Source organism: Actinomadura sp. 3N407, assembly GCF_052245875.1.
Taxonomy (GTDB): Bacteria; Actinomycetota; Actinomycetes; order Streptosporangiales; family Streptosporangiaceae; genus Spirillospora.
The window spans coordinates 1-25,217 of sequence record NZ_JBQQBP010000012.1 but is presented as its reverse complement, the minus strand read 5'-3'; the positions used below and the strand labels follow the sequence as shown (position 1 = coordinate 25,217).

Sequence of the window (25,217 nt, the reverse complement as noted above, 5' to 3'; positions counted from 1 at the left end):
TCGGCCTTCCCCGACGAGGCGACGGCCGCGGCCGGGTTGCGGCGGCTGACCCGGGCGCCGGACACCGGCGCGCCCGAGACCGGCAGGGCCCTCTCATGGACCGCCAGTGGGGAGCGGACCGCGCGTACTCCTACAGGCGCAGCCGGTAGATGGTGGGTGGGCGGCCGGTGCGGCCCTGCTGCTGGCTGCCGATGGGGACGGCCAGGCCCGCGCGTTCGAGGCGCTTGAGGATGCGGCGAGCGGTGCGCTGCTGGACCAGAAGATGGCCGGCGACGTCGTGAGCGGTCATGCCGTCCGGCAGCGCGGCGACCAGTTCCCTCAGCCGCAGCAGTGTCCCGGGTTGGAGGCCTACGCGGCGGGCGAGCAGCGGCAGGCTCTCCTGGCCGCGCTCGGCGGACTGCTGCCCGTCGCCATCGGGCTCGATCACGATGTCAACGTCGTCGGCTATGGAAACCACACCGGCCGAGGCACCGATGGACACGGCGCGATTGAGGGCGCGGCGGGCCAGTGACTCCGCCTCGGCGGCCGTGCGGCCCAGCCCGAAGCCGACGTGCGCGGTGGGGTGGCGGGCGGCGAGCCGGTCCAGCAGCGGCATGCGGGTGAACTGTTCGGTGGCCTGTTCGAGGAGCCCTCGGGTGGTGACCACCAGATGGCGCCCGTCGGGCAGCGGGGCCAGGCTGCCGCCGAGGGCGGCCAGGTCACCGGCGAGCCCGTCATCGGGCTCCGGCAGCTCGATCAGCCCCAGCACGACCTGAGCGTCGCCGGCGTGCCGGCCGCTGGTGGTCAGCACCAGCGCCTGCAGGGTGGAGCTGATCGAGTAGCGCGACGGCGCCAGCCGGACCGCCTGCATCTCGGTCTCGAGCGTGTGGAACGCCGAGCCCAGGCAGGTGATCGCCACCCGGGTGTCGTGCCGCTTGCGGGCCGAGCGGTGGAAGGCCACGATGTCGTCGGAGGTCAGCCCCGGGCGGTAGGGCAGCACCTGCACGTGGTCGGTGGGCAACTTGGCCTCGGTGAGGGTCTCCAGCACCTCGGTGCGCCGCAGCGTGTCGATCGAGATGCGGGTGACGTCGTGGCCCAGCCGCAGCAACTCGACCAGGGCTCGCAGCAAGGTGGCCCCGTCGTAGGAGACGTACATGGCGGGCCGGGCCAGCACCCCGGCCGTGTTGGCCGCCGTGTAGGGGACTACGCCGGTGAACAGGAAGGCGTCGATGCGTTCTTGGGCCTCCTCGACGACCGCGACCGCCTCGCTCTCGTGCCGGTAGGGCAGGCCGAGGAGCATCGCGGACGTACTCTCGTTCCCAACCGCGGCGACGCGCTGGACCAGGTCCTCCGGTCCCACGATCCCGATCGTGAGGGTCATCGACGCCTCGCTCCTCCAGGTTTAGGTCAGGGCCTCAATCAACGATCCTATCTATTGTCCACTTGGTGTGTGACAGGCTCGGTGCGCCCTCTTGACGCAACCGCACCCAAGATTCTAAATTTCGGTCAGGACCTTAATTGTCGACCGTCAGGGGTGGCCCGTGTCTCGACCGCCGGTCCGCCGGGATCCGCTGCCCGGAGTGCTCGACCCCCGTGGCCGGACGATCGGTGCCGAGGAGCGCGCGGCGGTGCTGCGCGTGCTCGACTCGGCCGTCCTGTGCGGCACTTTCGGCACGGAGACGCGTGCGCTGGAGGACGAGGCGGGCGCGCTGTACCGCCGCGAGGCCGTGGCGTGCGCCTCCGGCACCGCCGCGCTGCACCTGGCCGTCGCCGCCGTCCGGCCCGATCCCGGTACCGAGATCATCACCACCCCCATATCCGACTTCGGAACCGTCGCGCCGATCCTCGCGCAAAACGCCATCCCCGTCTTCGCGGACGTCGATCCCGCCACCGGAAATCTGGACCCGGCCGCGGTGGAGGCGGCGATCACCCGGCGGACCAGGGCGATCATCGTGGTGCATCTCTTCGGTGCCCCGGCCGACGTGGCGGCGCTGCGCGCGATCGCCGACCGGCACGGTCTGGCACTGATCGAGGACTGCGCGCAGGCGTGGCTGGCCACCACACCGGACGGCGAGCCGCTGGGGCGGCACGGCGACATCGCCTGCCTCAGCCTCCAGCAGTACAAGCACATCACCGCCGGGGACGGTGGGCTGGCGATCACCGCCGACCCCCGGCTGGCCCGGCGGATGCGGCTGTTCATGGACAAGGGCTGGGACCGCTCCCTGGGACGCGTCCATCTCACCTTCGGCCTGAACTACCGGATGACCGAGCTGGCGGCGGCGGTGGCACGCGCCCAGCTCGGGAAGGTCGCCGGGGTGGTGGGGCGCAGGAGGGAGCAGGCCGTGCGGTTGGTCGCGGCGCTCTCCGGCCTGCCGGGCCTGGGCCTGCCCGATCCTCGCGGGCACGCGTGGTGGATGTTCCCCTTCACGGTTCCGGAGCTGCCCGGCAACCGGGCCTGGGCGGACGGGCTGGCCGCCGAGGGGATCCCAGCGCTGGCCGGATACCTGGAGCGGCCCCTCTACGCCAACCCGGCCATTGCGGAGGCCCCCGTCTACGGCGGCTCCCGGTTCCCGCTCGACCGTGAGTATCCGGCAGGGCTGTGCCCGAACGCCGAGCGGCTCATCGGGCGAACCCTCGTCACCCTGCCCTGGAACGAGGCGTACACCGATGGCGACGTCGACGACATCGTCCACGCCATGCACAGGGTGCACGCCGATGTCGCGTGACTGGCTGACCCGCACTCCGGCCGAGGAGATCGAGTACGACGTCGACGTCCTGTTCGGCCCCTGGCCTTCGGCGCCGGCCGACACCGGGCTGCCCGCCGTCCGGGAACGGCTGCGCCGCGCCGGGGTCAAACGCGCTCTGGCCGCCTCGACCAGGGGCGCATTGTTCGACGCCGCCTCCGGCAACGCCGAGACCTTCCGGGCCGCGGCCCGCGACATCGTCCCGGTGGGTACCGCCGATCTGCGGGACGCGCTCGCGGCCGGGGACCTTCTGGACGAGATGACCGCCCGCGGCGTCCGCTTCCTGCGCCTGTTCACCGTCGAGCAGGGGGCCGAGCCCGGCTTCCCCGGTCACGCCCATGTGGTGGAGCAGGCGGCGGCCCGGGGCATGGTGCTCCTGCACGACGGCGACCCCCGCCGGTTCGGCCCGGCGCTGGCCGGGCGGGGCGCCGAGGTGATCTTCCTCGATCTGCACGTCTACCTGCTCGCCGACTTCCTGCTGATGGCGCGGGACGAGCCGGGCTTCCGGGCCACGACGCGCCTGCTGTCCTCGCCGGACGCGATCGAGCGGGTCGCCGGCACCGTCGGCGCCGACAGGCTGGTCTTCGGCTCGCGCACCCCGTTCACCGACCTGTCCCCGCAGACACTGCGACTGCGGTACGCGGGGATCGGCGCGGACGAGCGGCGGCTGATCGCGGGCGGCACCGTGGCGAGGCTCCTGGGCGGAGGGGCCTGATGCCGATCATCGATGTGCACGGCCACTTGGGGCCCTGGCCGTTCCACATGGACACCGGCCGCGCCGCGCTCAACCTGGAGCTGATGGACCGCTACGGGATCGATCTGCAGATCGTCTCGGCGTCCGAGGCGGTCGTGTACGACGCCGTGGCGGGCAACGCCGCCCTCGCCGGGGTGCTGGCCGAGTGCCCGCGCCTGTACGGCTACGCGGTCGTCAATCCGAACCGGCCGGAGCGCAGCGCCCAGGACCTGCGGGACTGCCTGGCCACCGGCCGGTTCCTCGGAGCCAAGATCCACACCACCTATCCCGGCGTGCCGATCGGGTCGCCGCGAATGGCCGAGGCGTTCGACATGCTCGACGAGGCCGGCGTGCCGCTGCTGCTCCACACCTGGGGACCCGACGTGGCGCTGCTGCCGGGACTGCTGGCGGACCGGCCCCGGTTGCGCGTGATCGTCGGGCATGCCGGCGGCGACGCCTGGCGGGAGGCCGCGCACGCCGCGGCCTCGTGCGACCGCCTCTACCTGGAACACTGCCGCACCGTCCCCGACGCCGGACGGGTCGCCTACGCGCGGGCCGCCGGGGTGCCGGTCGAGCGCTTCCTCTTCGGGACGGACTCGACGTTGATCGATCCCTGCGTGGCGCTGGGCGTGGTGCGTGACGCGGGGTTCACCGAGGACGAGCGGGAGCGCGTGCTGTGGCACAACGCCGCCGACCTGTTCGGGCTGGGCCCGCTGCAGGCGTCATGAGGGTGGGGTTCGCCGGGCTGGCGACGACGTTCCATCCGGGCGCCGACGCCCGGCTGCTGCGCGAACGCGGCATCACCGACCTTGTGGTCTGGGGCGACGACGGGCGCTTCGCCGCCGAGCACGGCGCCCGTCCCGTCACCACCCTGGACGACCTGGTCGCCGCGCGGCCGGACGCCGCCGTGGTGACCTGCCGTCCCTCCGCGGTGCCCGAGGTGGTGCGACGGCTCACCGGCGCCGCGATCCCGGTGTTCGTGACGAAGCCGGCCATCGGCACGCGGACCGATCTGGACCGGTTGGACGAGGTCGTCGCGGCGACTCCCACCCCGGTCACGACCTGCTCGGTGCTGCGGTTCGCACCCGCGGTGGGGCGGCTCAGGCAGCGGCTCCGGGGCGCGACGGTGCTCGGCGTCCGGGCGACGGTGCGGCATTCCGTCGCCGCCTACCTGGCGCCGGAACGCCGCTGGCTCGACGACCCGGCCGAGGGCGGCGGCACGCTGCTCACGATGGGCCTGCACGGAGTCGAGCTGATCTCGGCGCTGCTGGGACCCGGCCTCACCGCCCGCTGGGCGACCGGGGCCGTCCACGTCCACCACGGCACGCTCTCGGAGGACACAGGGGTGATCGCGTTGAGCGGACCCGGTGGACGGTACGCCGTCGTGGAGGTCCTCGGAGCCACCCGGATGGAGGGCTATGACGTCACAGCGCAGACGCCGGAGGGCGCGCACACCGTGTCGATTGCCGAGGGTGACGCGGATCCGATGGAGGCCTTCGGTTACGCGGGGACGGTGGACGCCTTCCTCAACGGAATCGCCGCGGGGCGGGCCGCCGTTCCCTGGGCGACGGCCCGCGAGGTGCTCAGCGCCGTGCTGGAGGCCAGGTCTCCGCGGTGAGCGCTTCGAGGCAGGCGGCGACCGCCGCGCGCTCGCCCTCCGGCAGAGGCGGCCCGTACGGGTCGTGGGCCGCGCCCTCGGGCAGCAGCCCCTCCCACACCGCGGCCCACATCATCCGCTGCACATAGCCCTCGATCGGGTCGAAGAACGTGACGGCGGCGAAGCGGTCCAGCCGGTCGGAGGCCACCACGAATTCGGTGTGGTCGCCCGCCGCCCAGGCCCGCATGACATCGGCCGTCAGGCCGGCTCGGGCGGCGGCGATGCCGACCAGGGCGGTGTCGGCGCCCCACATCAGCGACGGCCCGAACATCCGGTCCTCACCGGTGATGGTCAGCTTCCCGGTCCCGCGGCCTGCCCAGATCGCGTCCTGGCAGCCGATCGCCCGGTCCAGCGTGGCCGTCTTGACCCCGAGCATCGGCGGCAGAGCGAGCAACTCGCGGATCAGCACCGGCGGATAGGGGTAGCCGCCCGCCTCGCCGTGGAGGTAGAAGCCCAGCAGCGGCAGCCCGCTCTCGGCCGCGACCCGCTCGTGCAGCCGCACGGCCCGGGAGTGCCCGTCCGGCAGCGCGCCCAGGGCCGCCAGCGGATACACCATGACGGCGTCGGCGCCCAGCTCAGCGGCGCGTACCGCCATCGCGACGGTCGCGTCCGCGGCCTCCTCCAGGTTCGGGGCGGTCACGGCGCGCGGCACGCCGACTCCCGCCACGATGGGCGCGGAAGTCGCCTGCCGCCAGGTGGACAGCACCCGGGACCGGTCGTCCTCGCTCAGGTGGAGGCCGCGCCCGGTGTGCGCCCAGACGGCGACACCGCCGACCGGTCCCTCGGCGACGCGGGCCGCGTAGGCGGCCAGTGCGTCGTGGTCGACGGAACCATGCCGGTCCATGGGCGTGAGGACGGCGGGCAGCAGCGCGCCCCGCAGCCGTTCGACGAGAGGATGCATGGTGTGACCTTCCTATCAGACGTCGTGGCCGAGGCCGGGCACCGTGGGGACCGCCACCGAGCCGTCAGCGGTGGCGAACGCGCGCGGGGCCAGCGGTTCCTCCTCGACCAGCAGCGGGCCGACCAGATCCGCCGGCACGGTGGCGCCCGGCAGCGCGGCGGCCAGGTGGAGCGCGGCGAGCGTGGCCACGCCAAGCTCGGGCATCGAGCCGATCTTCACCGCCAGCCCGGCGGCCTCGGCGATGGCCGCGATCTGCATCGCCCGGTGCAGCCCGCCGACCTTGAGGATCTTGATGTTGAGGACGTCGGCGGCGCCGCGCCGGACGACCTCCAGGGCGTCCTGGGGCGACTGCATGCTCTCGTCCACCATCACCCGCACGTCCAGGCGCTCGCGCAGCCGGGCCAGCCCGGCGATGTCCCAGTGCGGCAGCGGCTGCTCCAGCAGGGACAGCCCGGCGTCGGCCATCCTGGCCAGCGTCGGCAGCGCGGTGGTGGTGTCGTAGCCCTCGTTGGCGTCCAGGCACAGCTCCGCGTCGGCGGGCAGGGCGGCGCGCACGGCGCGCACCAGCTCCAGGTCGCGCCCGGGGTCGTGGCCGCCCTTGACCTTGATGTGCCGGAAGCCGCGGGCGGCGTAATCGGCCGCCTCGGCCGCCATCTCGTCCAGCGTGCCCAGACCCACCACCCAGGCGATGGGCACCCGGTCGCGGACCCGGCCGCCGAGCAGGGCGTGCACCGGCCAGCCGGCGAGCCGCCCGGCCAGGTCGTGCAGGGCGATGTCGATGCCCGCCTTGGCGACGTGCTGCCCGCGCAGGGCGGCGTCCATCGCCAGGTGCGCGCCGGCGCGGTCGAGCGGATCGTGGCCGATCAGAGCGGGAGCCAGGTGCTCCCCGATCGCCGCGCTGACCCCGGCGAGCGTCTCGCCGGTGTAGGCGGTCATCGGCGTGGTCTCGCCGACCCCGAGGGCGCCGCCGGCCGTCTCGACCTCCACCACCAGGCTGATCAGCTCGGTGCTGGTCCCGCTGCTGATCTGGAACGGCCGCCGGTAGGGCGCCCGCACCACGCGGGTCCCGATGGCGGCGATGCGGTCGCCGCCCTGGGCGGGACGGGTGACGGCCTGGTTGAGGGCGACGCTCAAGTCCGGGCTCCTCTGGGGTCGCAATTCGAAGACAAACCATTTACGGTCTAGACCGTAAATAGCACGGTCGGTCGATGTCAATGGAAGGCGGCCCCATGCGCCTCGGTTTGTACCTCAATCTCTACGGCGACCGGGCGGACGCGCCCTCTCTGCGGGACGCGGTCGAGCAGGCCCGCCTCGCCGAGCAGGCCGGCTTCAGCTGGATCGTCCTGGGCGAACGGCACCTGCACCGGCCCGGCTACCACGAGATCCTCACATCGCTGACCTGGCTGGCCGCGCACACCGAGCGGATCGGCCTGGCCACCGCCGGGATCGTCGCCCCCCTCTACCATCCCGTCGTGCTGGCCGAGACGCTCGCGCACCTGGACGTGCTGTCCGGCGGTCGGCTGACCGCCGGGTTCGTGCTCGGGTACCGGCCCGAAGAGTTCGCGCTGTACGGCGTGACGCCGTCCGAGCGGGTGGCCAGGTTCGAGGAGTGCCTGGCCCTCCTCACCCGGCTGTGGACCGAGGACGAGGTCACTTACCAGGGGCGCTTCACGACGGTGAACGACGCGTTCCTGTCGCCGCGGCCGCTGCAGAGTCCCCGGCCGCGCCTGTGGAACGGCGGGCGGGTCCCGGCGGTCCTGGAGCGCACCGCGCGGATGTGCGACGGCTGGACGACCTCGTTCAACGAACTCGACACCGATCTGCCCGGCAAGATCACCGAGTACCGGTCGTACCGGCGTGGGGAGGGCACGCTCGGCAGCGAGGTCATCGTCTGCCGCGAGGGGTACGCCGCGCCCACCTCCCAAGCCGCCCGGCAGGCGCTGGAGGCCCCGCTGAGCGGCCTCTACCAGGCCTACACCGGCTGGAAGCGCACCTCACCGGACGCCGCCCGCTACGCCCAGGGCTGGGAGGACATCACCGCGCGCGGCGTGATCGGCTCGCCGCGGCAGTGCGCCGAGCGGCTCGCGCGTTACGAGGCGATGGGCGCCGACGGGGTCGTGCTGCGCGTCCAGCCGCCCGGCATGCCGCAGGCCGCCGCGCTGCGGGCGATCGAGACGTTCGGCTCCAGCGTGCTTTCCGGCTGAGGCCGTAACCGTGCTCAGCCGGCGCGGAAGGCACGCCGCACCTTGGCGGCGGCGGTGACGATGTCAGCCAGGGCTCCGTCATCGGCCATCAGCAGGTTCTGCCGAAGCCAGACGACGGAGTCCTCCGCCGCCTCGGCCACCGGGCAGGAGGCCGCGCCCGTGTGGGGACGCAGCGCCCGCTCCCGCGACAGGGAACGGTACCCCGCGTCGATCGGGACGCCCTCGGCCGCCATCGCAGCGATGAGGTCGGCCTTGGGCCGTCCGCCGAACGCCCCCGCGTCGTACCGCAGGAGCCCGAGGTGGCGGCTGTGCCGGGTGGTGCCCTCCTGACCGGGCAGCAGGTCCAGACCCTCGACGGCGGCCAGCTCCGCGGCGAGGAACGCCGCGGCCCGCTCGCGGACGGTGATCTGACCGTCCAGCGTGCCGAGCTGGGGCAGCAGCACGGCGGCCTGGAACTCGGTCATCCGCAGGTTCCAGCCCACTTCGGGATGCTCGTACCAGCCGCCCTCCCGCCGGCGGCCGACGTTGTGCAGCGACCACGTCCGCTCGTACACGGCGCGGTCGTCGGTCACGACGATCCCGCCCTCGCCCGCCGTCATCGCCTTGCTCGACTGGAAGCTGAAACAGGCGGCGGTGCCGAGCGTCCCGGCCGGGCGGTCGCGCCAGGCGGCACCGTGAGCCTGGGCGGCGTCCTCGACGACCGCGAGCCCGTGCGCCCGGGCCACCTCGCCCAGCGCGTCCGCGTCGGCGGGCGCCCCGGCCAGGTGCACCGGCATGACGGCCCTGGTGCGGGGTCCGGCGAGCCGGTCGACGGCCGCCGGATCCAGGTGCAGGGTGTCGGGGGTGACATCGGCGATCACCGGCCGGGCGCCCGTGAGGACCACGGCCGTCGCACTCCCCACGAAGGTGTACGCGGGGACAATGACCTCGTCGCCACGGCCCACCCCCAGCGCTCGCAACGCCAGGAACAGCGCGACCGTCCCGTTGACCACGCACACCCCGTGCCGGGCGCCGACAGAGGCGGCGAACGCGTCCGCGAAGGCGTCCACCTTCGTTCCGGCGGTCGCTCCCCACCGGCCGTCGTCCAGTACCTCCAGCAGCAGCCTGCGCTGCTCGGCGGTCGCGGGCGGGGGCCAGGCCGGCCACCCCTCGGTGCGTACGGGCGTGCCGCCGTCCAGCGCCAGCGTCATCGGATTCCTTCCAGGAGCCGGGTCATGGTGCCGAAGAGGAGCAGGTCGCGATCGGCCCGGGCCAGCGGGGCCAGCACGACCCGCCCGAGGCCGACGCGCAGGTCCAGGAACAGTGTGTCGGAGCCGAACACCATGCGGTCGGCGCCCACGCCCGCGACCAGCCGTGCCAGGTGCCGGGCGGTCATCCGGGAACCGCAGATCTCCAGCGTGAGGTTCGGGCAGCGCTGGGCCGCCCGTGCCGCGGCGGCGAATCCGGTCGGCCACAGCCCGGCGTGGCCCAGCAGAAGCCGCAGGGACGGATGCCGATCGGCGACCACCTCGAAGCGCGCCGGATCCGACCACGGGGAGCCGTGCTGGCCGTGGGAGAGCACCAGGGCGCCACGCTCGGCGGCCATGGCGAGGGCGGGCTCGTAGCCGGGCCCGTCGAGAGGATGCTCATGGGTGTCCGGATGAAGCTTGACACCGATCACCCCCGGCGCGTCCAGCAGCCCGGCCAGCCGTCTCGGGCCCTGCGGGTCGTGCGGGTCGTGGACGGCGTAGCCGAGGAGCCGCCCCGGGTACCGTGCCAACTCCGACAGCAACAGGGCGTTGCCGGAACGCGCGTCCGGCCCCACACCGAGCAGGTGCGAGACGCACATCGTGGCGACCCCGCAGCGGTCCATCACCTGGATCAGGCCGTCGGCCGACGCGTCCGGGATCGCGAAGTTGAACCAGGAGCCGAGATGGCCGTGGGCGTCGATGACGCGCCCCTGCCAGCCGCCGTCCATGTCAGCCGCCCTCCCCGAGTCCGAGCAGCGCCCGCGCGCCGCCCCCGGCGATCAGCGCGACGTCGGCGGCGGGCAGGTCCAGCAGGTCGAGCTGGAACCTCGGCCCCGCGTCGTCGGTGATCGGTGACCCGGTCCCGAACAGCACCCGGTGCGCGCCGTACCTCCGGGCGACCCACTCGACGGCCAGGTGCCCGCTGAGGGTCGCGGTGTCGACCCGGATCCCCGGATGCGCGTCCATCAGGTCGGCCAGCTCGCGCAGGCTCCGGTAGCCGGTGTTGATGAGCACGATGGTCAGGCCGGGAACCTGGGCGGCCAGCCGGTCGATCTCCGTGAAGGACGCCGACTCCCAGCCGAGCAGCACGGCGGTGCTCCGATCGGCCAGCTCCCGTGCCAGGGTCAGGCCGTGCGGGCCGGTCAGCGCGAAGCGGTGCTCGGCCGGGCACAGCCGCACCAGCCCGCCGTGCGGCACCGCCGTGGGCGCCGTTCCCAGCGGACCGGGTACCAGCACCGGGACGGGGACCAGCCGGTCCTCGGCCTCGGGCAGGGCCGCGTTGCCGGCGTCCGGGTCGTAGAACAGCGCGTGCGAGTGGACGACGCAGGCCGCGTCGATGCCCAGCCGGTCCAGCTCGGCGAGCATCCCCGCCGCGTCCCGGCCGGGAACGTACTCGGTGGGCAGCGGGCCCAGGATCCGGTTGACGTCGACGACGTTCACGCCTTGAGCCCGGTCATCGCGATGCTGTCGGTGAGGTACCGCTGGAGCAGCCCGAACACCAGCAGGCTCGGCAGTACCGTGATGGTCGCGCCGGCCATGATCTGGTTGATCGGGACGTTCTCGCTCTGCAGCGTGGCCAGCCCCACCGTCAGCGTCTGCATCTCACCGGACTGACCCAGCACCAGCGGCCACAGGAAGTCGTTCCAGTGCCACAGGAACACGAACACCCCGAGCGTGGCCAGCGCGGGGCGAACCAGCGGCAGCACGATCGTGGTGAAGATCCGCCATTCGGAGGCGCCGTCGATCTCGGCGGCCTCGAACAGATCGCCCGGCAGCTGCACGATGAACTGGCGCATGAGGAAGACCGCCTGCGAGTTGGCGAGCGTCGGCACCACCAGGCCCCAGTAGGAGTCCACTCCCCCGAGCTCCGACACCAGAATGTAGGTGGGGATCAGGGTCGCCTGGAACGGCACCATCAGCGTCGCCAGGAACGACCAGAACATCACCTCGCGCCCGGGGAAGCGCTTCTTGGCGAACGCGTATCCGGCCATTGCCGCGAACAGGAGGATCAGCACCACTGAGAGCAGCGAGTACACCAGCGAGTTGACCGTCCAGCGGAGGATGTCCGAGCTGGCCAGCACACTCGCGAAGTTGTCCCAGGTGATCCGGGTCGCCAGGAACGCGTCGGGGAACGTGCGGCCGCTGGGCGGGGCGAAGGCCACCAGCACCATCCCCGCGAACGGCGTGATCGTGACCAGGGCGGTGAGGAGCAGCAGCGTCGGCAGCGTGAGCCGGGCCACCGGCCCGCGCCGCCGTCCCCGCCGAGACGCCGCGGGCCGCGTGCGGGTCATCGCCCCCATCAGTCCTCCCGCCCCATGAAACGGCGCTGCACGAGCGAGATGAGCAGCACGATCGCGAACAGGACCAGGCCGACCGCGCTCGCGTAGCCGAAGTCGAAGAACTTGAAGCCCGAGTCGTACAGCAGATAGACCAGCGAGTAGCTGGCACGCACCGGCCCGCCGCCGGTCATCACGTACATCGCGTCGAAGACCTGGAACGCCGTGATGGTCTCGATCACCAGCACGAAGAACAGCACCGGCCGCAGCAGCGGCAGCGTGACGTACCGGAACCGCTGCCACGCCGAAGCGCCGTCGATCTCGGCTGCCTCGGTGTAGGAGCGCGGGATGGACTGCAGCCCGGCCAGCAGAATCAGCATCGAGTAGCCGAACCCCTTCCACGCCGATGTCACCGCGATGGACGGCAGGACCAGCCCGGCGCGGCCGAGGAAGTCCACCGGACCGAGGGAGACCGCCTCCAGCAGCCCGTTCAGCAGGCCGTCCTCGGCGTCGTAGATCCACTTCCAGATCACCGCGGCCAGCACGATGCTGGTCACGTACGGCAGGAAGAACACCCCGCGGAAGAAACCGCGCGCCCACACCACCTGGTGCAGCAGCAGCGCCGTTCCCAGCGAGAGCAGCACCGTCAGCGGCACGAAGATCGCCACGTAGGTGAGCGTGACGACCAGGCTCTGACGGAACACCTCGTCCCCGGCGAGCCGGGTGTAGTTGTCGGCGCCGATGAACGACCACTCGCCGTTCAGCCGGTAGTCGGTCAGCGACAGCAGGAACGCGCCTGTGGTCGGGACGAACCGGAAGACGACGAAAAGCAGCAGCATCGGGGCGACGAACAGCAGCCCGGCGCGCGCCTGCCGGGCCCTCCTGCCCCGTGACCGCCGCGCGGGCGGCCGCACCGCTCGCTGCGCCGGCGTCTTCCGCACGTGTGTGGACAGCGTCACCGGCACCTCCAACGGGCAGGGTGAACGGGCAGGGTGCGGGCCACCGGCGGGACGGCCCGCACCCGGGGCCGGGAGGGGGTCAGCTCTGCCTCGACAGCAGGTCGTCGGCCTGCTTCGCGGCGTCGTCGAGGGCTCGCTTGGGTTCCTTCTCACCGGTCAGCGCGGCCTGGATCTCCGCTGCCAGCAGCGACATGACCTGCCGCGCCGCGGCGTTGGGCTCGCCGGGGTGGGCGTACCGCAGGGCCTCGGTGAACTTCGCCATGTGCGCGTCGCCGGCCGCGGCGTCGACATCACTGCGCGGGGACAGGAAGCCCGACGCCTTGGCCAGGCTGGTGATCTGCTCGGGCCGGATCATGAACCGGATGAACTTCTCGGCGTCGGCCTTGCTCTCGGACCTGGCGTTGAGGCCGAGCCCGCCGGGCAGGCCGAAGCCGACCTGCCGCTCGCCCTTCAGCGGCAGACCAACGATGACGTTCTCCTCGCCCCAGGCCTCGGCGGCGGTCTCGGCGTCGGCGGGGACGTTGGTGAAGCCCATCGCCACCTGCTCCTTGCCGAGGGCCTGGTCGGTCACCACGTTCTTGTTGCTCAGCGCGCTCTTGGGCACGGCACCGCTCTTGTACAGGTCGGTCAGGAAGGTCAGGGCCTCGACGCCCGCCGGGCCGTTGAAGGCGGCCTTCTTCCCGTCGGCCGAGAAGACCGTGCCTCCGGCCTGCCACAGCAGCGGGTAGAAGTTCAGGTTCAGGGTGGCCTCGGGGGAGGCCGAGTAGTCCAGGGTCGCCGCACCGACCTCTTTGAGCTTGGGCGCGGCCGCCTTGATCTCCTCCCAGGTCTGCGGCGGGGTCTTGATGCCCGCCTTGTCGAGCAGCTTCTTGTTGTAGAGGGTGCTGGTGACCGTGTGGTAGATCGGGGCGGCGTAGAGCTCGCCCTCGACGCTGAGCGCCTTGATCGCGCCCGGCAGGTAGGCGGAGGTCGCACCGACCGCCGAGTCGACCGGGGTGAGGGAGCCGTTGCGGACGTACTGGGGCACCTGGTCGGGACCGAGCAGCACCAGGTCGGGGCCCTTGCCGCCGGCCAGCGCCGTGGCGACCTTCTGGTCCCGGTTGTCCCACGGCTGAATCTCGATCTTGATATCGACGCCGGAGTTGGCGGCCTCGAAGCCCTTCTCGATCTGCTTCCAGTAGGCGTCGCCGGCCTGCTGGTCGGCGATCACCGGGTACATCCAGACGGTGACGCTTCCGGACGACCCCCCGGAGTCGCCACAGGCGGCGGTGAGCGCGGCGGCCGCCGTGAGTACGGTCAGCGGCGCCGCGATGCGGTGGATGAGCTTCATTGGACCCCTTAGTCCAGGAGGTACGGGCGAGCGAGCGGCGGGGTCAATAACGGTCTAGGCCGAAACTAGCCGCCAGGGTTTTTGGCTGTCAATGCTTGATATCGACCCGGTACAGATCCGCGCCGTCGGAGAAGAACAGCCGACCGTCGTCCCCCACCGCCAGCCGCCGGTGCCGGTGTTCCACCAGCGGCGCGGGCGACCGCGGCGACCTGGGATCGATCCGGAAGATCTTGTCACCGTCGAGCCCGGCGTAGAGTACCCGGCCGGCCCTTACCAGGTCGCCGCCGGCCGTGCCGGAGCCGAGGGCCAGCCGCCGCACGACCGTGCCCCGCCGGGGATCCACGGCGAAAACGGTCCCCCCGGCGATGCCCCACAGCTTTCGGTCAGGGCCGATGATGACGGAGCTGACGGTGCCCGCACCGGGCACCGGCACGGTCTCCCAGAGCTTACGGCCGCGAGCGACGTCCCACGCGAAGACCGTCCCCTCCTTCCGGGTCGGCGGCGTGGTGGACAGCCCGCCGGTGATCGAGGTCCCGCCGTAGACGACGCCCCGGTGCGCGGCCAGCCCGAACACGCTCTGGTCCTGGACCACGTTCCGCACCACCTGGGACTCCTCCGAGCGCGGATCGTGCAGGACCAGCGCGCCGCCGAGCCGGTCGCCCTCCGGGACCGTACCCACGGCGATCTTGCCGCCGACCTCGGCCAGCGCCCGGGCGCGCATCTGCACATGGGGCTTGAGGTTGACCTCGAGCCGAGGGTTGTCGGCGGCGGCGGGCGGGCCCGGCGAGTATTCGGGGCTGCTCCAGGGCAGCGCGGGATCGTACGAGTAGAGCCGGGCATCGGGGTAGGCGCCGATCCAGACCTTCCCCGCGGAGGTCTCCATGATCGACTCCACCTGCGAGAAGCGATGGAAGGCCGCCTCGCCCGAGTCCGGGTCGACCACCGACAGGCCGCCGTTGAGGAAGCCGCCCGCGTAGACGCTCGTCCTACCGCCGGCGAGCGACAGGATTTCGATCGGCTCCCTTCGCACGTCCGTCGGCAGGATCGCGGACTTGCCGGTCTGCGGGTTGTAGCGGAACATCTCGCCGCGCCACAGCGTCCCCACGACGCTGCGGCCGGGGTAGTCCGGCAGCCCGAGTTCGGCCCAGCCGATCGAGCGGGCGTTCTGTACCCGCCCGGTGAAGGTCAGGCCGGTGTCGGCGAGCTGCCGCGTCCGAGGGTCGTAGCGCTTCAGCTCGCTCTTCTGGATCAGGTAGACCTCACCCTCGTCCCCGGCGGGCGCCACGTCCAGGCCGTGCGCGTCGGGGATCTGATCCACCCACTGGCCCGCGGTGAGGTCGTAGACGAACATCGGGCTGGGAAACGCGCTGCCGATCCGGACGTACAGGCGCCCGCCGCGCTCGTTGATGTCGTAGACCTGCTTGTTGTCGATGTCGCCGAGGCCGGGCGGGGCGGGCAGTTCCCTGGCCGCACCGGTCTCCACGTCCAGCTCGGCGATGTGGGCTTGGGCGTAGGAACCCGTGTAGACCTTGCCGTTCGCGTAGGCGATGCTCTTGACGTAGCCCTGGCCTGGAACCGGCCGGCCGTAGTCGCGGACGTCGCCTGTACGGGGGTCGTAGCGGAAGACCCGGCCGCCCGGTGACGTGCCGCCGTAGACGTTCCCGTCGGGATCCGCGGTGAGCCGCCAGATGAACGGCTGGTCGGCCAGCGGCCGGCCGAGGTCCTCGACCGTGTCGCCCGAGCCGGGGCGCCAGCGGTAGAGGCGGCCGTCGTGGTAGGTGCCGACATAGACCGAGCCGTCAGGCGCAGCCGTCACGGCCCAGCCTCCCTCGGCCCCCGGCAGCGGCGCGGTGACCAGGCGGGCACCGGTGACGGGGTCGACGGCGTTCAGGTGGGCGGGCTTGCCGGTCGAGACGTTCCAGAGCGCGGGACGCCCGTTCGGACCGGGTGCGACCGTCCCGCCGATCAGCAGGACGTCGCTGAGCGGGGTGCCGAGCGGCACCACGGCGGGCCGGTGACCGGACGGCGTCGGACCGGCCGCCACGGGACCGGCTCCGGCCACGAGGATGAGGACGACGACGCCGAGCGCGGCCGCCACGCGGATGCGGACTGAGGGCACAGGACCTCCTGAGAGTGGTGATTCCGGCCGTGACCGAAATTGATACGCCTCAACCCCAGGCCCGTCAACCCTCTGCACGGAAATGAACTTCCGGACACCCCACTGTCCACTGGACTATGTTTCGGCCTTGACCGTTAATCTTCAGCTTGCTATCAACGAGGCACCCCCTGAGAGGCGAGGAGCCGATCGATGAGACGAGTCAAAGCCCTGCTGGCGGTGGCGGTACTGCTGTTCGCCCCGGTCATGGCCATCGCGCCGCCGGCGGCCGCGGCGACCTTCCGGCAACTCCCGTCCCTGCCCCTCAGCAGCGTCACAACCCCGGGCGGCGTCGTGGCGCACCACGGCGGCGTCGCCTACCTGTACACGGTGTCGACGGTCTCGGCGGGCAGCGCGCTGTTCTCGGTCATCGACACCCGCGACGGATCCCGCAGGTACGAGCTGCCGCTTCCCGGGGCCCTCGGCACCTGGGCCGTGACCGCCGGGCCCGACGGCACCGCCTTCATCGGCAGCTACTCGTCGGGCAAGGCGTTCCGCTGGACCTGGGGGGCAACCTCCGTCACCGACCTCGGCGTACCGCTACCGGGACAGACGTTCATCTGGGCGGTCGCCGCCGACGGCGCCGGCCGCTTCTACGGCGGCACCTCCCCCGGCGGCCGGCTCTTCCGCCACGACCCCGCCACCGGCACGGTCCGCGACTACGGGCAGCTCGTGGAGGGCGAGCAGTACGTCCGATCCCTGGACGTCGGCCCGGACGGCACCGTCTACGCCGGCATCGGCGCGCACGCCCACGTCGTCACCGTCGCCCCGGAGACCGGCACCAAGCGGGAGCTGCCCCTGCCCGCGGGCCTGGACACCGACCAGTACGCCTACGACGTGCGCGTGGTCGGTCGGTACCTCGCCGTCCGCTTCGCCGCCTCCGCCGGAGCCGGCGAGCTGTGGCTCTACGACCTGGCCCGGCGCCGGTGGACCCGGCACATCCCCGGTGTGACGGGCATCGGCCTGGTCGCGCACGGCAACCGGCTCCATGTCGTCCGTGGCGGCGACGTGACCGCCGTTGACGTCCGTACCGGGGCCACCCGTGTGCTCGCCCACGTCGAGTCCGCCTCGCTGCTCCACCTGGTCGGCCGGGTCTCCGACGACGAACTGCTGGTGAAGGCCAACACCGGTGGCCGGCTGTGGCGGGTGAACGACCGGACCGGGGACGTCAGCGCGTTCCAGGCCGAGCTCTCCGAGCAGCCGACCGCCGTCCAGTCGCTGGCCGCCGGGCCGGACGGGAAGATCTACGGCAGCGGCTACCTGTCCGGCGGGCTGGCGAGCCACGACCCCGCCACCGGCACCGTCGTCGGCCGCAAGGGCGTCGGCCAGATGGAGGGCATGGTCACCGTCGGGAACAAGCTCTACCTCGGCGAGTACCCCAGAGCGCTGATCTACGAGTACGACCCGACACTCCCCTGGGCGCCGGGCACCAATCCCCGCAAGATCATGGACCTGTCGGCGCGGCAGCAGGACCGCCCGTTCGCGATGATCGACGCCGGGGGCGTCCTCGCCGTCGGCACCGTGCCGTCCTCGGGTGTCCTCGGCGGCGTGCTGGCCCTGTACGACCCCGAGACCGGCACCTCCCGGGTGCTCGACGACGTCGTCCCCACCCACAGCATCGTCGGGTTGACCTACCACGACGGCGTGGTGTACGGAACCACCTCGGTGTGGGGCGGCAACGGCATCGACGCCAAGGAGCGCGACGCCAAGCTCGTCGCCGTGGACGTCGCCACCGGAACGGTGCGGTACACCACCGTTCCGGTTCCGGGCGAGCGGGCCATCAGCGGCCTGACCGTGGATGACAAGGGCCACGTATGGGGCTTCTCCACCTGCACCGTGTTCGAGTTCGACCCGGCGACCCGGCGGACCCTGCGGACCGCCGAATATTGCGACTACCCGTGGGACAGGGTGCATCACGTGTGGCGGGACTCCTACCTCTTCTTCGACCCCCGCGACGGCAACCTCTACGGCAAGGCCCAGGCCAAGGTGTTCAAGATCGACCGCGACACCCTCGCCTACACGCTGCTCGTCCGCCCGATATCCGTCCTGACCCAGGCCCCGTCGGGCGACCTCTACATGTCGCGCGAGTCCAACTTCTACCATTGGCAGAAATGAGCCACCCTCCACGTGGCAGATCTGTGGAACGGCCGGGCCCGTGTTCGGGATCTTCGTGGCGCGACATCCGGTCGGCCCAGCAACGCCCGCGCTATGTCGGCTTCACCCTCGCGTTCGCATTCGCCTTCGCCACGATGTTCGCCTACATCTCCGGCTCCCCCGTTCGTCCTGCAGGACACGCTCGGCCTCTCCAGCGGGACGTACGCGCTCGCGTTCGGCACGAACGCCGCCGACCTGATCGTCGCGAGCATTGTCAACGGGCAGCTCGCCCGCCGCGCCGACCCGAGGCGGGTGCTCGCGATCGCCACCACCGTGCTGGTACTGCTGTCGGTCACGCTGCTCGGCATCGTCCTGACCGGGCCGTCACTCTGGCCCGTGCTCGTGGTCCTCTTCCTCGCCCTCACGAGCCTCCGCTTCATCATGGGCAGCGCCACCGCGCTGGCCTCCCGCGAGGTCCGGGACATCGCCGGGACCGGATCCGCGCTCCTGGGCGCGCTCCGGTTCGGGCTCGGCGTGGGCGCGGCGTGCACTCGCGGTGTTGGTCCAGTCGGCGAGGCGGGAGGTGGTGGCCGAGTTCAACCTGACGATCCCTGCTCTGCGCGCCCGGCGATAGGGCGTGCCGTCAGTCCAGACCCGCGTAGATCCACTGGAAGGTGGAGCGACAGGCCAAGGAGTCGGTGCGCCGCGCGGTGAGCAGGATGAACCGGGCCTCGCGCGGCGGACTGCCGGTGACCTCCTGGTCTTCGCTCCCGGCTGTGATCGTGCCCTGCGCGATGGGTTTGTTGTCCACCAGCAGCGACCAGTGCGCCGATTCCAGTGCGTCACCAGGGAATCCGCCAGTACCTCGACCTGGGCACCGGGCCGCCCACCGTCGACAACACCCACGAAGTCGCCCAACGCGTGCGCCCGAATCCCGGATCGTCTACGTCGACAACAACCCTCTGGTCCTCACCCGCGCCCGCGCACTTCTGGCCAGCAGCCCACAAGGAGTCTGCGACTACGTTCAGGCCGACATCCGCGACACCGATACCGTCCTGACCGGCGCCGCCACCCTGGACTTCGACCGCCCCATCGCGCTGGTCATCTCCCACACCTGCGACGCCACCACCGAGGAACGCGACGGCGAGGCCATGCGCCGTGCCGTCCAGGAAGTCATGGACCGCGGCGGCACCCCCATCCGCGCCGCTCCCTCGAACAGATCCCAGAGCTGTTCAACGGGGCCCGCCTCCTGGACCCGGCGTGGTGTCCTGCTCGCGCTGGGCGGCCAGACGACGCCGTCGGCCTGAGCGTCGTCCATCTGGGCGAGCATGCGGTCGAAGAGGTTGGGAACGCCGTTGGCTTTCCTCGTCTCGGGCTGGGTGGGGCCGGTTCGGGTCAGGTGGCTCATCGTCTGGCTTGATCGCGTGCTCCAATGAGAGCCCACCCCTTGGATTCCTCGGACGGGCCATGGCGATTGTGCACATCGTGGACCGCGTCAAGGCTGGACACGGGCGCGGGATGAGTGCACTGGCACTGGCGCCGGTGTCCACCGAGCAGACCCGGAAGACCTCCCGCTGGATGCACGGACCTTGGCCAGCGCCAGCAGGGACAGCCCCAGCGTGACGGCCAGCGCGCCGACGGGGTCGGCCCCGCCGGTGACGCGCACGGCGGTCCGCGGAACCATGCTCAGCAGCGCCACGAGGATCACCGCCCCGATCGGCAGGTTGATCAGGAAGATCAGTCGCCACGAGGACGCGGTCAGGGCGCCGCCCAGCAGGACCCCGGCCGGTTTCCGGCACCTACACGGTGGGGACCTCCCGCGCGGCGGCGCCGGACCGCTCATGACCTTGCCCCTTCCGCGCCCCGGATTGTGAAGCAGGGGAGACATTTCTCAGCTTTGGCGTTATCTTGGCGTGAATCTATCAGGTGATCCTGATATGGACTCATTCTTGGATGAGGATGACGGACGGGAAGGGAAGCGCGTAGGTGGGCAGAAACGTAGAGGTCGGGCCTGCTCTGAGCGATCCGGGCAGGCGACGTTTCCTGGGGTACTCCGGGATCGGGGCGCTGGCTCTGGCGTTCGGGCCGTTGAAGGCAGAGCCGTCGACCGTGACCCGTGAGGTGTCCCGGTTCAAGGACAATCCGTTCAGCCTCGGCATCGCGTCCGGCGATCCGTTGCCCGACTCGGTCGTCCTGTGGACGCGGCTGGCACCGGAACCGCTGGCCTCGCTCGGCGGCATGGAGCCGCACCGCGTCCCCGTCCGCTGGCAGGTCGCCGAGGACGCGAGGTTCCGCCAGGTCGTCCGGCAGGGGACGGCGACCGCAAGGCCGGAGTACGCGCACTCGGTGCACGTCGACGTGCGCGGCCTGCGGCCGGGACGGGAATACTTCTACCGGTTCCAGGCGGGCAACGAGATCTCACCGACGGGACGGACCAAGACCGCCCCCGCGCCCGGGGCGACGGCGAGCGCGTTCACCTTCGGGATGGTGTCGTGCCAGGCATGGTTCGACGGTTACTACACCGCGTACGGCCACCTGGCCGAGGAAGACCTCGACCTGGTCGTTCATCTCGGCGACTACCTGTACGAATACGGCGTGCAGACCAACGGCGGCAGGCCGGACACACCGGTGCCGGACAAGTTCCACACCCCTACCGTCCACCTGTCCGACTATCGCGACCGGTACGCGCTCTACAAGCTCGACCCGGAGCTGCAGGCCGCGCACGCCATGGCACCGTGGCTCGTCACCTGGGACGACCACGAGGTCGTCGACAACTACGCCGACCTCGCCCACCCGTCGGCGCCGCCGGAGGACTTCCTGGTCCGCCGCGCCAACGCATACCGGGCGTACTGGGAGCACATGCCGCTGCGGGCGCTGGAGCCGGTCGGTCAGGACATGTCGCTGTACCGCCGGTTCACCTTCGGCCGGCTGCTGGAGTTCAGCGTCCTGGACACCCGCCAGTACCGCAGTGACCAGGCGTGCGGCGACGGCCTGGAGACCGACTGCGACCAGCGGCTTGACCCGTCCCGGACGATGCTCGGCGACGCCCAGGAGGCGTGGCTGCTGGACGGCCTCGGACGCTCGCAGGCGAAGTGGAACGTTCTGGCGCAGCAGATCATGGTGTCGCAGGTCGACTTCAACACCGATCCCGGGCAGGCGTTCGGGATGGACCTGTGGGACGGGTACAAGCCCTCCCGGGACCGGCTGCTGAACGGGATCGTCGAGCGGAAGGTGAGCAATCCGATCGTGCTGTCGGGCGACTTCCACCGCAGCATGGCCGCGAACGTCAAGCAGGACTTCGACGACCCCGCGTCCCCCACGATCGCGACGGAGTTCCTCGGTTCCTCCATCTCGTCCGGCAGGGACGGGGCGGACATGGACGAGTTCGGCTCGCAGTTCCTCGCGGCCAACGACCACATCCGCTTCTACAACGGGCAGCGCGGATACATGACGTTCAACGTCACGCCCGACACCTGGAACGCGTCCTACCGTGTCGTGCCGTACGTCCGGGAACGCGGCGCGCCCGTGTTCACCCGCGCGAGCTTCTCCGTCGAGGACGGCAGGCCCGGCCTGCAGGCCGACTCCAAGAGCGCGGCACGCGGCAAGAGCTACCTGTCCGCCTCCGAGGTCGATCCTCCCGAGCCGCTGAAGGGGAACCGCAAGTGAGCGTTCGCAAGATCATCGCACTGCTGGCCGTGTCGCTCACGGCGGTCGCCGGCGTCCCCCTGTACGCCGGGATGGCCTCCGCCGCCGGGCAGGGACGCGGGGCGGTCACGATGACGGTGCAGTCCGGGACGCTGGACGTGCTCGCCGCCCCGTGCGGAGGCAGGCCGCTGGTGGTCGACCTCGCCAACTCCGGCTCCGAGGGCGCGTACGTCGACGTGTTCATCACGCCGGAACGGCCCCTCGTCACCTCGCATGACGTCATCTCGACCTACGTGCCGCCGAACGACAACGTCGTCGTCCGGGCGCAGGTCTCCGCGCCGCTCGGCTCCGCCGGAGGGACGCACGACGTGTCGCTGCGGCTGGGTCCGCGCGGGCAGCGGCAGCAGGCGGCCGTCACGGTCACGCCGAAGCCGTCCGGGCCGGGCGCCAACCTCGCCCTCGGCGGTCCCGTCAATGCCTCGTCCACGCACGGAAACTTCAACGTATGCGGCGGCGTGGACGGCAACACCAACTCCGAGGACTGGTCCACGCGGACCGGCTGGAACGACGGCACGCGCGTGGCGTTCCCCGACACCTACACGGTCGAGTTCGGCGGCCCGCAGCCGGTCGACCGGATCGTCCTGTACACGCTGGACTCCGCGCGCTACTCCGCTGCCCGCTACGGCCTGCGGGACTTCGACGTTCAGGTGCTCGGCAGCGGCGGCGAGTGGACGACGGTGTCGAGCGTCCGCGGCAACACCGCGGGCCGGCGGGAGTTCACGCCCGATCCGGTGGTTTCCACCACGTCCGTACGCATCGTCGCGCTCGCGTCCAACAGCGGCGACTACTCCCGCATCATCGAACTGGAGGTCTACCAGGACTCGTAATCGCCGCCATTCGCCGGCGTGAGGCTGACCGGCGCAGGAGCGCTACGGCGAGGCCCACGGGTAGCGGCAGCTACCCGTGGGGCCCTCGCCTTCGCGCTGCGCCAGCTTGACGAGGTGGGGGCGCGTGGACGAAGTCAGACGTGCGGGGTGGGCCGGTAGATGAGTTCCTGGGTGTGGCCGTCGAGCGTCCGGCTTTCGATCAGTTCGAGGTCGAAGTCGGCCGCGCCCTGGAAGATCGGGTCCGCTCCGGTCTGGCCGGTGATCACTGGGAAGAGCGTCACCTGGACGCGGTCGACCAGACCGGCGGCCATCAGCGCCCGGTTCAGCGACAGGCTGCCGTGCGAGCGCAACGGCACCTCGGACTCCTCCTTGAGCCGGGCGACGACGTCGACGGCGTCGCCGCTCACGACGGTCGCGTCCGGCCAGCCGAGGGGTCCTTCCAGTGTGGACGACACCACCGTCGTCGGCAGGTCCCTCATCCGGGTGTTCACCGGGTCACTCACCTTGGACTCCTCGGTGCTCGGGCCCAGCGCCTGCACGAATTGCCGAAAGGTGTGGGCTCCGAGGACCATCCTCTGCTCCTGGTCGTACAAGGCGAGGCGGCGGTCGAGGAACTCGGGGCCTTGCTTGCCCCAGTAGCCGCCCCAGTCGCCGCTGCTGTCGTAGGAGCCGTAGCCGTCGAGGGTGGAAAAGATGTCGAAGGTGTAGGTAGCGGCCATGATGCTCTCCTAGCGAGTGGCGACCGGCCCGTTGCCGGCCTCTCACCTTGACTACGAACAGGCTCGACGCCGTTCGACACCACCACGCGCCCTATTTGAGGTGAGGGCGGGGAGCCTGAGCTGCACTCCTTAATCACCGGGCTTTGCCTGAGACCAGGAAGCCGTGACCGCTGGGCTCACGTTTCCCTCTGCGGGGGGAGGCGGGCCACCGTTCAGGGGGAGGTCGGCGGGCGCGGGAAGTTGTTGACTTTCCTGCGATACCGCTACCGACCTTTGGAGCTTTGATGCCGGGCACATTCCTGGTCGCTGGTACTCGTTGTGCGGGCCGGTCGTGACGGCGGCTGATTCGGGCACCGAGGCCCCAACCGCGGTGGGGAGGGCGGCGGCGGCGGTGCGTCGCTCGCATGGGCGGCGGGTGGACGGGGTTCCCCGCTGGGTGGTGCTGGCCGCCTACGCCGCCTCCCTGACTCCGCTGCCGTCGGCGGTGTGGCGGATCGCGCTCGGACTGGGCGCCCCGCTCGGCCCGCCCTGGCATGGAGAGGTCGATGACACCGGGCCGTTGGGGATGCCCGCTCTGCTCTACATGGTCATATTGAGCGTGGTCAGTGAAGGGTTGGCCTTCTTGACCGTCGGCCTGGTCAGCCAATGGGGGGAGGTGGTCCCGCGTTGGGTTCCCCTCCTGGGCCGCCGCCGGGTGCCGACATTGGCGGCTGTGATCCCCGCCTGCCTGGGCGCGATCGTTCTCACCGTGGGACTGATGATGGGGTTGTCCTCGTTCAACGACTTCCGGCTGCCCGACGGGACCATCGCGCATCTGGACGGCTGGAGATTCGTCGTCTTCAACCTGGCCTACAGGCCGTTGCTGGCTTGGGGGCCGCTACTGGGAATCGTCGCCGTGGCCTACTACCTGCGCCGCACCCGGCCGCACAGCACCGCAGACTGACCTCGCGCCCTGGACGTTGGGCCCGTTCACCGGCGGTGTTGATCGCCACCGCACGTGGGTCCTCGGCCGTGCCGATCTTTTGGATGCGGGTGATGGGCTGCCATAGCCTCGTGGTCTGATCATCCGGCATGAAGCGATTGGAGCATTTCTCATGGTCAGCGTCAGCATCGAGACGTCAGAGCAGGTCGAAGAACGTCTGCGACGGGTGATCGCCGCGGCCGACTTCGTCCGGCACGAGGGGGTCTGGTGCTTCCGGGAGTCGCCGGCCGACCATCCGCCGACGCTCACGGCGGACACGCTGGCCGTGGTGGGCGACCAGGACAGCTGGAGTTGTCTCGTCCCGGCGACCGCCCAAGACGGCGGCGACGTCGAGCGGTTCGGGATCTTCTCCTTCCATTTTCCCGACCAGGCGGACAACAGCGGCTTCGTCGGCTGGCTGGCCACCCACCTCAAGTCGCGGCTGGGCACGGGCGTCTTCGTCATATGCGGCAGCAACCGCTCCCGTGGCGGCATCTACGACTACTGGGGCTGCCCCATCGGTTTGATCGACGATGTGATCGAGGTCGTCGAAGGACTCCGCGCCCGCTGACCAGATTCAGCGATACGCCGACATTGATTCGGGCATCTCCATGCGTCAGGTCATCCCTGAAGGAGTGGGGCCGGTCAAGTGGTGGCCTGGGTGGTTGTTGTTGTGTTGAGTCCGTTTTCCTGTCGGTCCCGGGCGGGTTTGCGGGCGTGCCGGGGTGGCGTCCGGGGTCAAGA

Annotated in this window: 24 protein-coding genes and 1 pseudogene; 11 read left to right on the top strand and 14 right to left on the bottom strand. The window is 71.3% G+C overall.

Going from position 1 to position 25,217, the window contains the following annotated elements; translation table 11 throughout:
- Positions 1-130: 130 nt before the first annotated feature.
- The gene (locus ACTWPP_RS27565) at positions 131-1,360 is read right to left on the bottom strand and encodes a hypothetical protein (RefSeq protein WP_443107285.1); all 1,230 of its coding nucleotides are present in this window, start codon (positions 1,358-1,360) and stop codon (positions 131-133) included.
- Between the two features lie 160 nt (positions 1,361-1,520).
- On the opposite strand from ACTWPP_RS27565, the gene ACTWPP_RS27560 reads away from it, so the two are divergent.
- The 4 genes from ACTWPP_RS27560 to ACTWPP_RS27545 are packed head-to-tail and all read left to right on the top strand — an operon-like array spanning position 1,521 to position 5,074.
- Positions 1,521-2,705 (top strand): DegT/DnrJ/EryC1/StrS family aminotransferase, encoded by a 1,185-nt coding sequence (locus tag ACTWPP_RS27560; RefSeq protein ID WP_443107284.1) that lies wholly within the window; start codon positions 1,521-1,523, stop codon positions 2,703-2,705.
- Positions 2,695-3,438: a hypothetical protein gene (locus ACTWPP_RS27555; RefSeq protein ID WP_443107283.1), complete on the top strand. Its 744-nt coding sequence runs from the start codon at positions 2,695-2,697 to the stop codon at positions 3,436-3,438. The genes ACTWPP_RS27560 and ACTWPP_RS27555 overlap by 11 nt, the downstream gene beginning before the upstream one ends.
- Positions 3,438-4,184 (top strand): amidohydrolase family protein, encoded by a 747-nt coding sequence (locus ACTWPP_RS27550; protein WP_443107282.1) that lies wholly within the window; start codon positions 3,438-3,440, stop codon positions 4,182-4,184. The genes ACTWPP_RS27555 and ACTWPP_RS27550 overlap by 1 nt, the downstream gene beginning before the upstream one ends.
- Positions 4,181-5,074, top strand: a complete 894-nt coding sequence (locus ACTWPP_RS27545) for a Gfo/Idh/MocA family protein (protein WP_443107281.1) — start codon at positions 4,181-4,183, stop codon at positions 5,072-5,074. Before ACTWPP_RS27550 ends, ACTWPP_RS27545 begins: the two co-directional genes overlap by 4 nt.
- On the opposite strand, the gene ACTWPP_RS27540 is transcribed toward ACTWPP_RS27545, so the two are convergent.
- Both ACTWPP_RS27540 and ACTWPP_RS27535 read right to left on the bottom strand, forming a co-directional pair.
- Positions 5,040-6,014 (bottom strand): dihydrodipicolinate synthase family protein, encoded by a 975-nt coding sequence (locus ACTWPP_RS27540; RefSeq protein ID WP_443107280.1) that lies wholly within the window; start codon positions 6,012-6,014, stop codon positions 5,040-5,042. The two genes, ACTWPP_RS27545 and ACTWPP_RS27540, sit on opposite strands and share 35 nt — an antisense overlap.
- A gap of 15 nt (positions 6,015-6,029) precedes the next feature.
- Positions 6,030-7,148: a mandelate racemase/muconate lactonizing enzyme family protein gene (locus ACTWPP_RS27535; protein WP_443107279.1), complete on the bottom strand. Its 1,119-nt coding sequence runs from the start codon at positions 7,146-7,148 to the stop codon at positions 6,030-6,032.
- Positions 7,149-7,243: 95 nt separating this feature from the next.
- Here ACTWPP_RS27535 and ACTWPP_RS27530 point away from each other — a divergent pair, with 95 nt between their 5' ends.
- Entirely contained in the window at positions 7,244-8,218 is a 975-nt protein-coding gene (locus ACTWPP_RS27530) for an LLM class flavin-dependent oxidoreductase (protein WP_443107278.1), read from the top strand.
- 14 nt (positions 8,219-8,232) lie between these two features.
- Here ACTWPP_RS27530 and ACTWPP_RS27525 read toward each other — a convergent pair whose 3' ends face one another.
- The 7 genes from ACTWPP_RS27525 to ACTWPP_RS27495 form a co-directional block, all read right to left on the bottom strand.
- Positions 8,233-9,408, bottom strand: a complete 1,176-nt coding sequence (locus ACTWPP_RS27525; RefSeq protein ID WP_443107277.1) for a DegT/DnrJ/EryC1/StrS family aminotransferase — start codon at positions 9,406-9,408, stop codon at positions 8,233-8,235.
- Positions 9,405-10,175: an amidohydrolase family protein gene (locus ACTWPP_RS27520; RefSeq protein WP_443107276.1), complete on the bottom strand. Its 771-nt coding sequence runs from the start codon at positions 10,173-10,175 to the stop codon at positions 9,405-9,407. The genes ACTWPP_RS27525 and ACTWPP_RS27520 overlap by 4 nt, the downstream gene beginning before the upstream one ends.
- A gap of 1 nt (position 10,176) precedes the next feature.
- Positions 10,177-10,887, bottom strand: coding sequence for an amidohydrolase family protein (locus tag ACTWPP_RS27515; RefSeq protein ID WP_443107275.1), 711 nt, complete (start codon positions 10,885-10,887; stop codon positions 10,177-10,179).
- Positions 10,884-11,747: a carbohydrate ABC transporter permease gene (locus tag ACTWPP_RS27510; RefSeq protein ID WP_443107274.1), complete on the bottom strand. Its 864-nt coding sequence runs from the start codon at positions 11,745-11,747 to the stop codon at positions 10,884-10,886. Before ACTWPP_RS27510 ends, ACTWPP_RS27515 begins: the two co-directional genes overlap by 4 nt.
- The gene (locus tag ACTWPP_RS27505; RefSeq protein WP_443107273.1) at positions 11,747-12,682 is read right to left on the bottom strand and encodes a carbohydrate ABC transporter permease; all 936 of its coding nucleotides are present in this window, start codon (positions 12,680-12,682) and stop codon (positions 11,747-11,749) included. The genes ACTWPP_RS27510 and ACTWPP_RS27505 overlap by 1 nt, the downstream gene beginning before the upstream one ends.
- A 79-nt stretch (positions 12,683-12,761) precedes the next feature.
- Complete coding sequence (locus ACTWPP_RS27500; protein ID WP_443107272.1) at positions 12,762-14,012, bottom strand: extracellular solute-binding protein; 1,251 nt, start codon at positions 14,010-14,012, stop codon at positions 12,762-12,764.
- An 88-nt stretch (positions 14,013-14,100) separates the two neighbouring features.
- A complete protein-coding gene (locus ACTWPP_RS27495) occupies positions 14,101-16,131 on the bottom strand; it encodes a hypothetical protein (RefSeq protein ID WP_443107271.1) in 2,031 nt (676 codons plus the stop codon).
- 189 nt (positions 16,132-16,320) lie between these two features.
- On the opposite strand from ACTWPP_RS27495, the gene ACTWPP_RS27490 reads away from it, so the two are divergent.
- Positions 16,321-18,282: a hypothetical protein gene (locus ACTWPP_RS27490; protein ID WP_443107270.1), complete on the top strand. Its 1,962-nt coding sequence runs from the start codon at positions 16,321-16,323 to the stop codon at positions 18,280-18,282.
- 363 nt (positions 18,283-18,645) lie between these two features.
- On the opposite strand, the gene ACTWPP_RS27485 is transcribed toward ACTWPP_RS27490, so the two are convergent.
- Both ACTWPP_RS27485 and ACTWPP_RS27480 read right to left on the bottom strand, forming a co-directional pair.
- Positions 18,646-18,861 carry a hypothetical protein gene (locus ACTWPP_RS27485; RefSeq protein ID WP_443107269.1) on the bottom strand — a complete coding sequence of 72 codons (216 nt, stop codon included), beginning with the start codon at positions 18,859-18,861 and terminating at the stop codon, positions 18,646-18,648.
- Positions 18,862-18,904: 43 nt separating this feature from the next.
- The gene (locus tag ACTWPP_RS27480) at positions 18,905-19,072 is read right to left on the bottom strand and encodes a hypothetical protein (protein WP_443107268.1); all 168 of its coding nucleotides are present in this window, start codon (positions 19,070-19,072) and stop codon (positions 18,905-18,907) included.
- Between the two features lie 26 nt (positions 19,073-19,098).
- On the opposite strand from ACTWPP_RS27480, the pseudogene ACTWPP_RS27475 reads away from it, so the two are divergent.
- A pseudogene (locus tag ACTWPP_RS27475) lies at positions 19,099-19,568 on the top strand (SAM-dependent methyltransferase).
- Positions 19,569-19,756: 188 nt separating this feature from the next.
- Here ACTWPP_RS27475 and ACTWPP_RS27470 read toward each other — a convergent pair.
- Positions 19,757-20,104 carry a hypothetical protein gene (locus ACTWPP_RS27470; protein WP_443107267.1) on the bottom strand — a complete coding sequence of 116 codons (348 nt, stop codon included), beginning with the start codon at positions 20,102-20,104 and terminating at the stop codon, positions 19,757-19,759.
- 143 nt (positions 20,105-20,247) lie between these two features.
- On the opposite strand from ACTWPP_RS27470, the gene ACTWPP_RS27465 reads away from it, so the two are divergent.
- Positions 20,248-21,927, top strand: a complete 1,680-nt coding sequence (locus ACTWPP_RS27465; RefSeq protein ID WP_443107266.1) for an alkaline phosphatase D family protein — start codon at positions 20,248-20,250, stop codon at positions 21,925-21,927.
- Positions 21,924-22,793: a galactose-binding domain-containing protein gene (locus ACTWPP_RS27460; protein WP_443107265.1), complete on the top strand. Its 870-nt coding sequence runs from the start codon at positions 21,924-21,926 to the stop codon at positions 22,791-22,793. The genes ACTWPP_RS27465 and ACTWPP_RS27460 overlap by 4 nt, the downstream gene beginning before the upstream one ends.
- A gap of 134 nt (positions 22,794-22,927) precedes the next feature.
- On the opposite strand, the gene ACTWPP_RS27455 is transcribed toward ACTWPP_RS27460, so the two are convergent.
- Positions 22,928-23,512 (bottom strand): dihydrofolate reductase family protein, encoded by a 585-nt coding sequence (locus ACTWPP_RS27455; protein WP_443107264.1) that lies wholly within the window; start codon positions 23,510-23,512, stop codon positions 22,928-22,930.
- A 415-nt stretch (positions 23,513-23,927) separates the two neighbouring features.
- Between ACTWPP_RS27455 and ACTWPP_RS27450 the strand changes: the two genes are divergently transcribed.
- Positions 23,928-24,455, top strand: a complete 528-nt coding sequence (locus tag ACTWPP_RS27450) for a hypothetical protein (RefSeq protein ID WP_443107263.1) — start codon at positions 23,928-23,930, stop codon at positions 24,453-24,455.
- Between the two features lie 151 nt (positions 24,456-24,606).
- Entirely contained in the window at positions 24,607-25,044 is a 438-nt protein-coding gene (locus ACTWPP_RS27445; protein ID WP_443107262.1) for a DUF6196 family protein, read from the top strand.
- The last annotated feature ends 173 nt before the right edge of the window (positions 25,045-25,217 follow it).

Coding starts and splice junctions, on each gene's coding strand:
- ACTWPP_RS27555 (WP_443107283.1), top strand. CDS start 2,695: ATGTCGCGTGACTGGCTGACCCGCACTCCGGCCGAGGAGATCGAGTAC.
- ACTWPP_RS27540 (WP_443107280.1), bottom strand. CDS start 6,014: ATGCATCCTCTCGTCGAACGGCTGCGGGGCGCGCTGCTGCCCGCCGTC.
- ACTWPP_RS27545 (WP_443107281.1), top strand. CDS start 4,181: ATGAGGGTGGGGTTCGCCGGGCTGGCGACGACGTTCCATCCGGGCGCC.
- ACTWPP_RS27490 (WP_443107270.1), top strand. CDS start 16,321: ATGAGACGAGTCAAAGCCCTGCTGGCGGTGGCGGTACTGCTGTTCGCC.
- ACTWPP_RS27455 (WP_443107264.1), bottom strand. CDS start 23,512: ATGGCCGCTACCTACACCTTCGACATCTTTTCCACCCTCGACGGCTAC.
- ACTWPP_RS27550 (WP_443107282.1), top strand. CDS start 3,438: ATGCCGATCATCGATGTGCACGGCCACTTGGGGCCCTGGCCGTTCCAC.
- ACTWPP_RS27525 (WP_443107277.1), bottom strand. CDS start 9,408: ATGACGCTGGCGCTGGACGGCGGCACGCCCGTACGCACCGAGGGGTGG.
- ACTWPP_RS27510 (WP_443107274.1), bottom strand. CDS start 11,747: ATGGGGGCGATGACCCGCACGCGGCCCGCGGCGTCTCGGCGGGGACGG.
- ACTWPP_RS27565 (WP_443107285.1), bottom strand. CDS start 1,360: ATGACCCTCACGATCGGGATCGTGGGACCGGAGGACCTGGTCCAGCGC.
- ACTWPP_RS27445 (WP_443107262.1), top strand. CDS start 24,607: ATGGTCAGCGTCAGCATCGAGACGTCAGAGCAGGTCGAAGAACGTCTG.
- ACTWPP_RS27520 (WP_443107276.1), bottom strand. CDS start 10,175: ATGGACGGCGGCTGGCAGGGGCGCGTCATCGACGCCCACGGCCATCTC.
- ACTWPP_RS27470 (WP_443107267.1), bottom strand. CDS start 20,104: ATGAGCGGTCCGGCGCCGCCGCGCGGGAGGTCCCCACCGTGTAGGTGC.
- ACTWPP_RS27500 (WP_443107272.1), bottom strand. CDS start 14,012: ATGAAGCTCATCCACCGCATCGCGGCGCCGCTGACCGTACTCACGGCG.
- ACTWPP_RS27530 (WP_443107278.1), top strand. CDS start 7,244: ATGCGCCTCGGTTTGTACCTCAATCTCTACGGCGACCGGGCGGACGCG.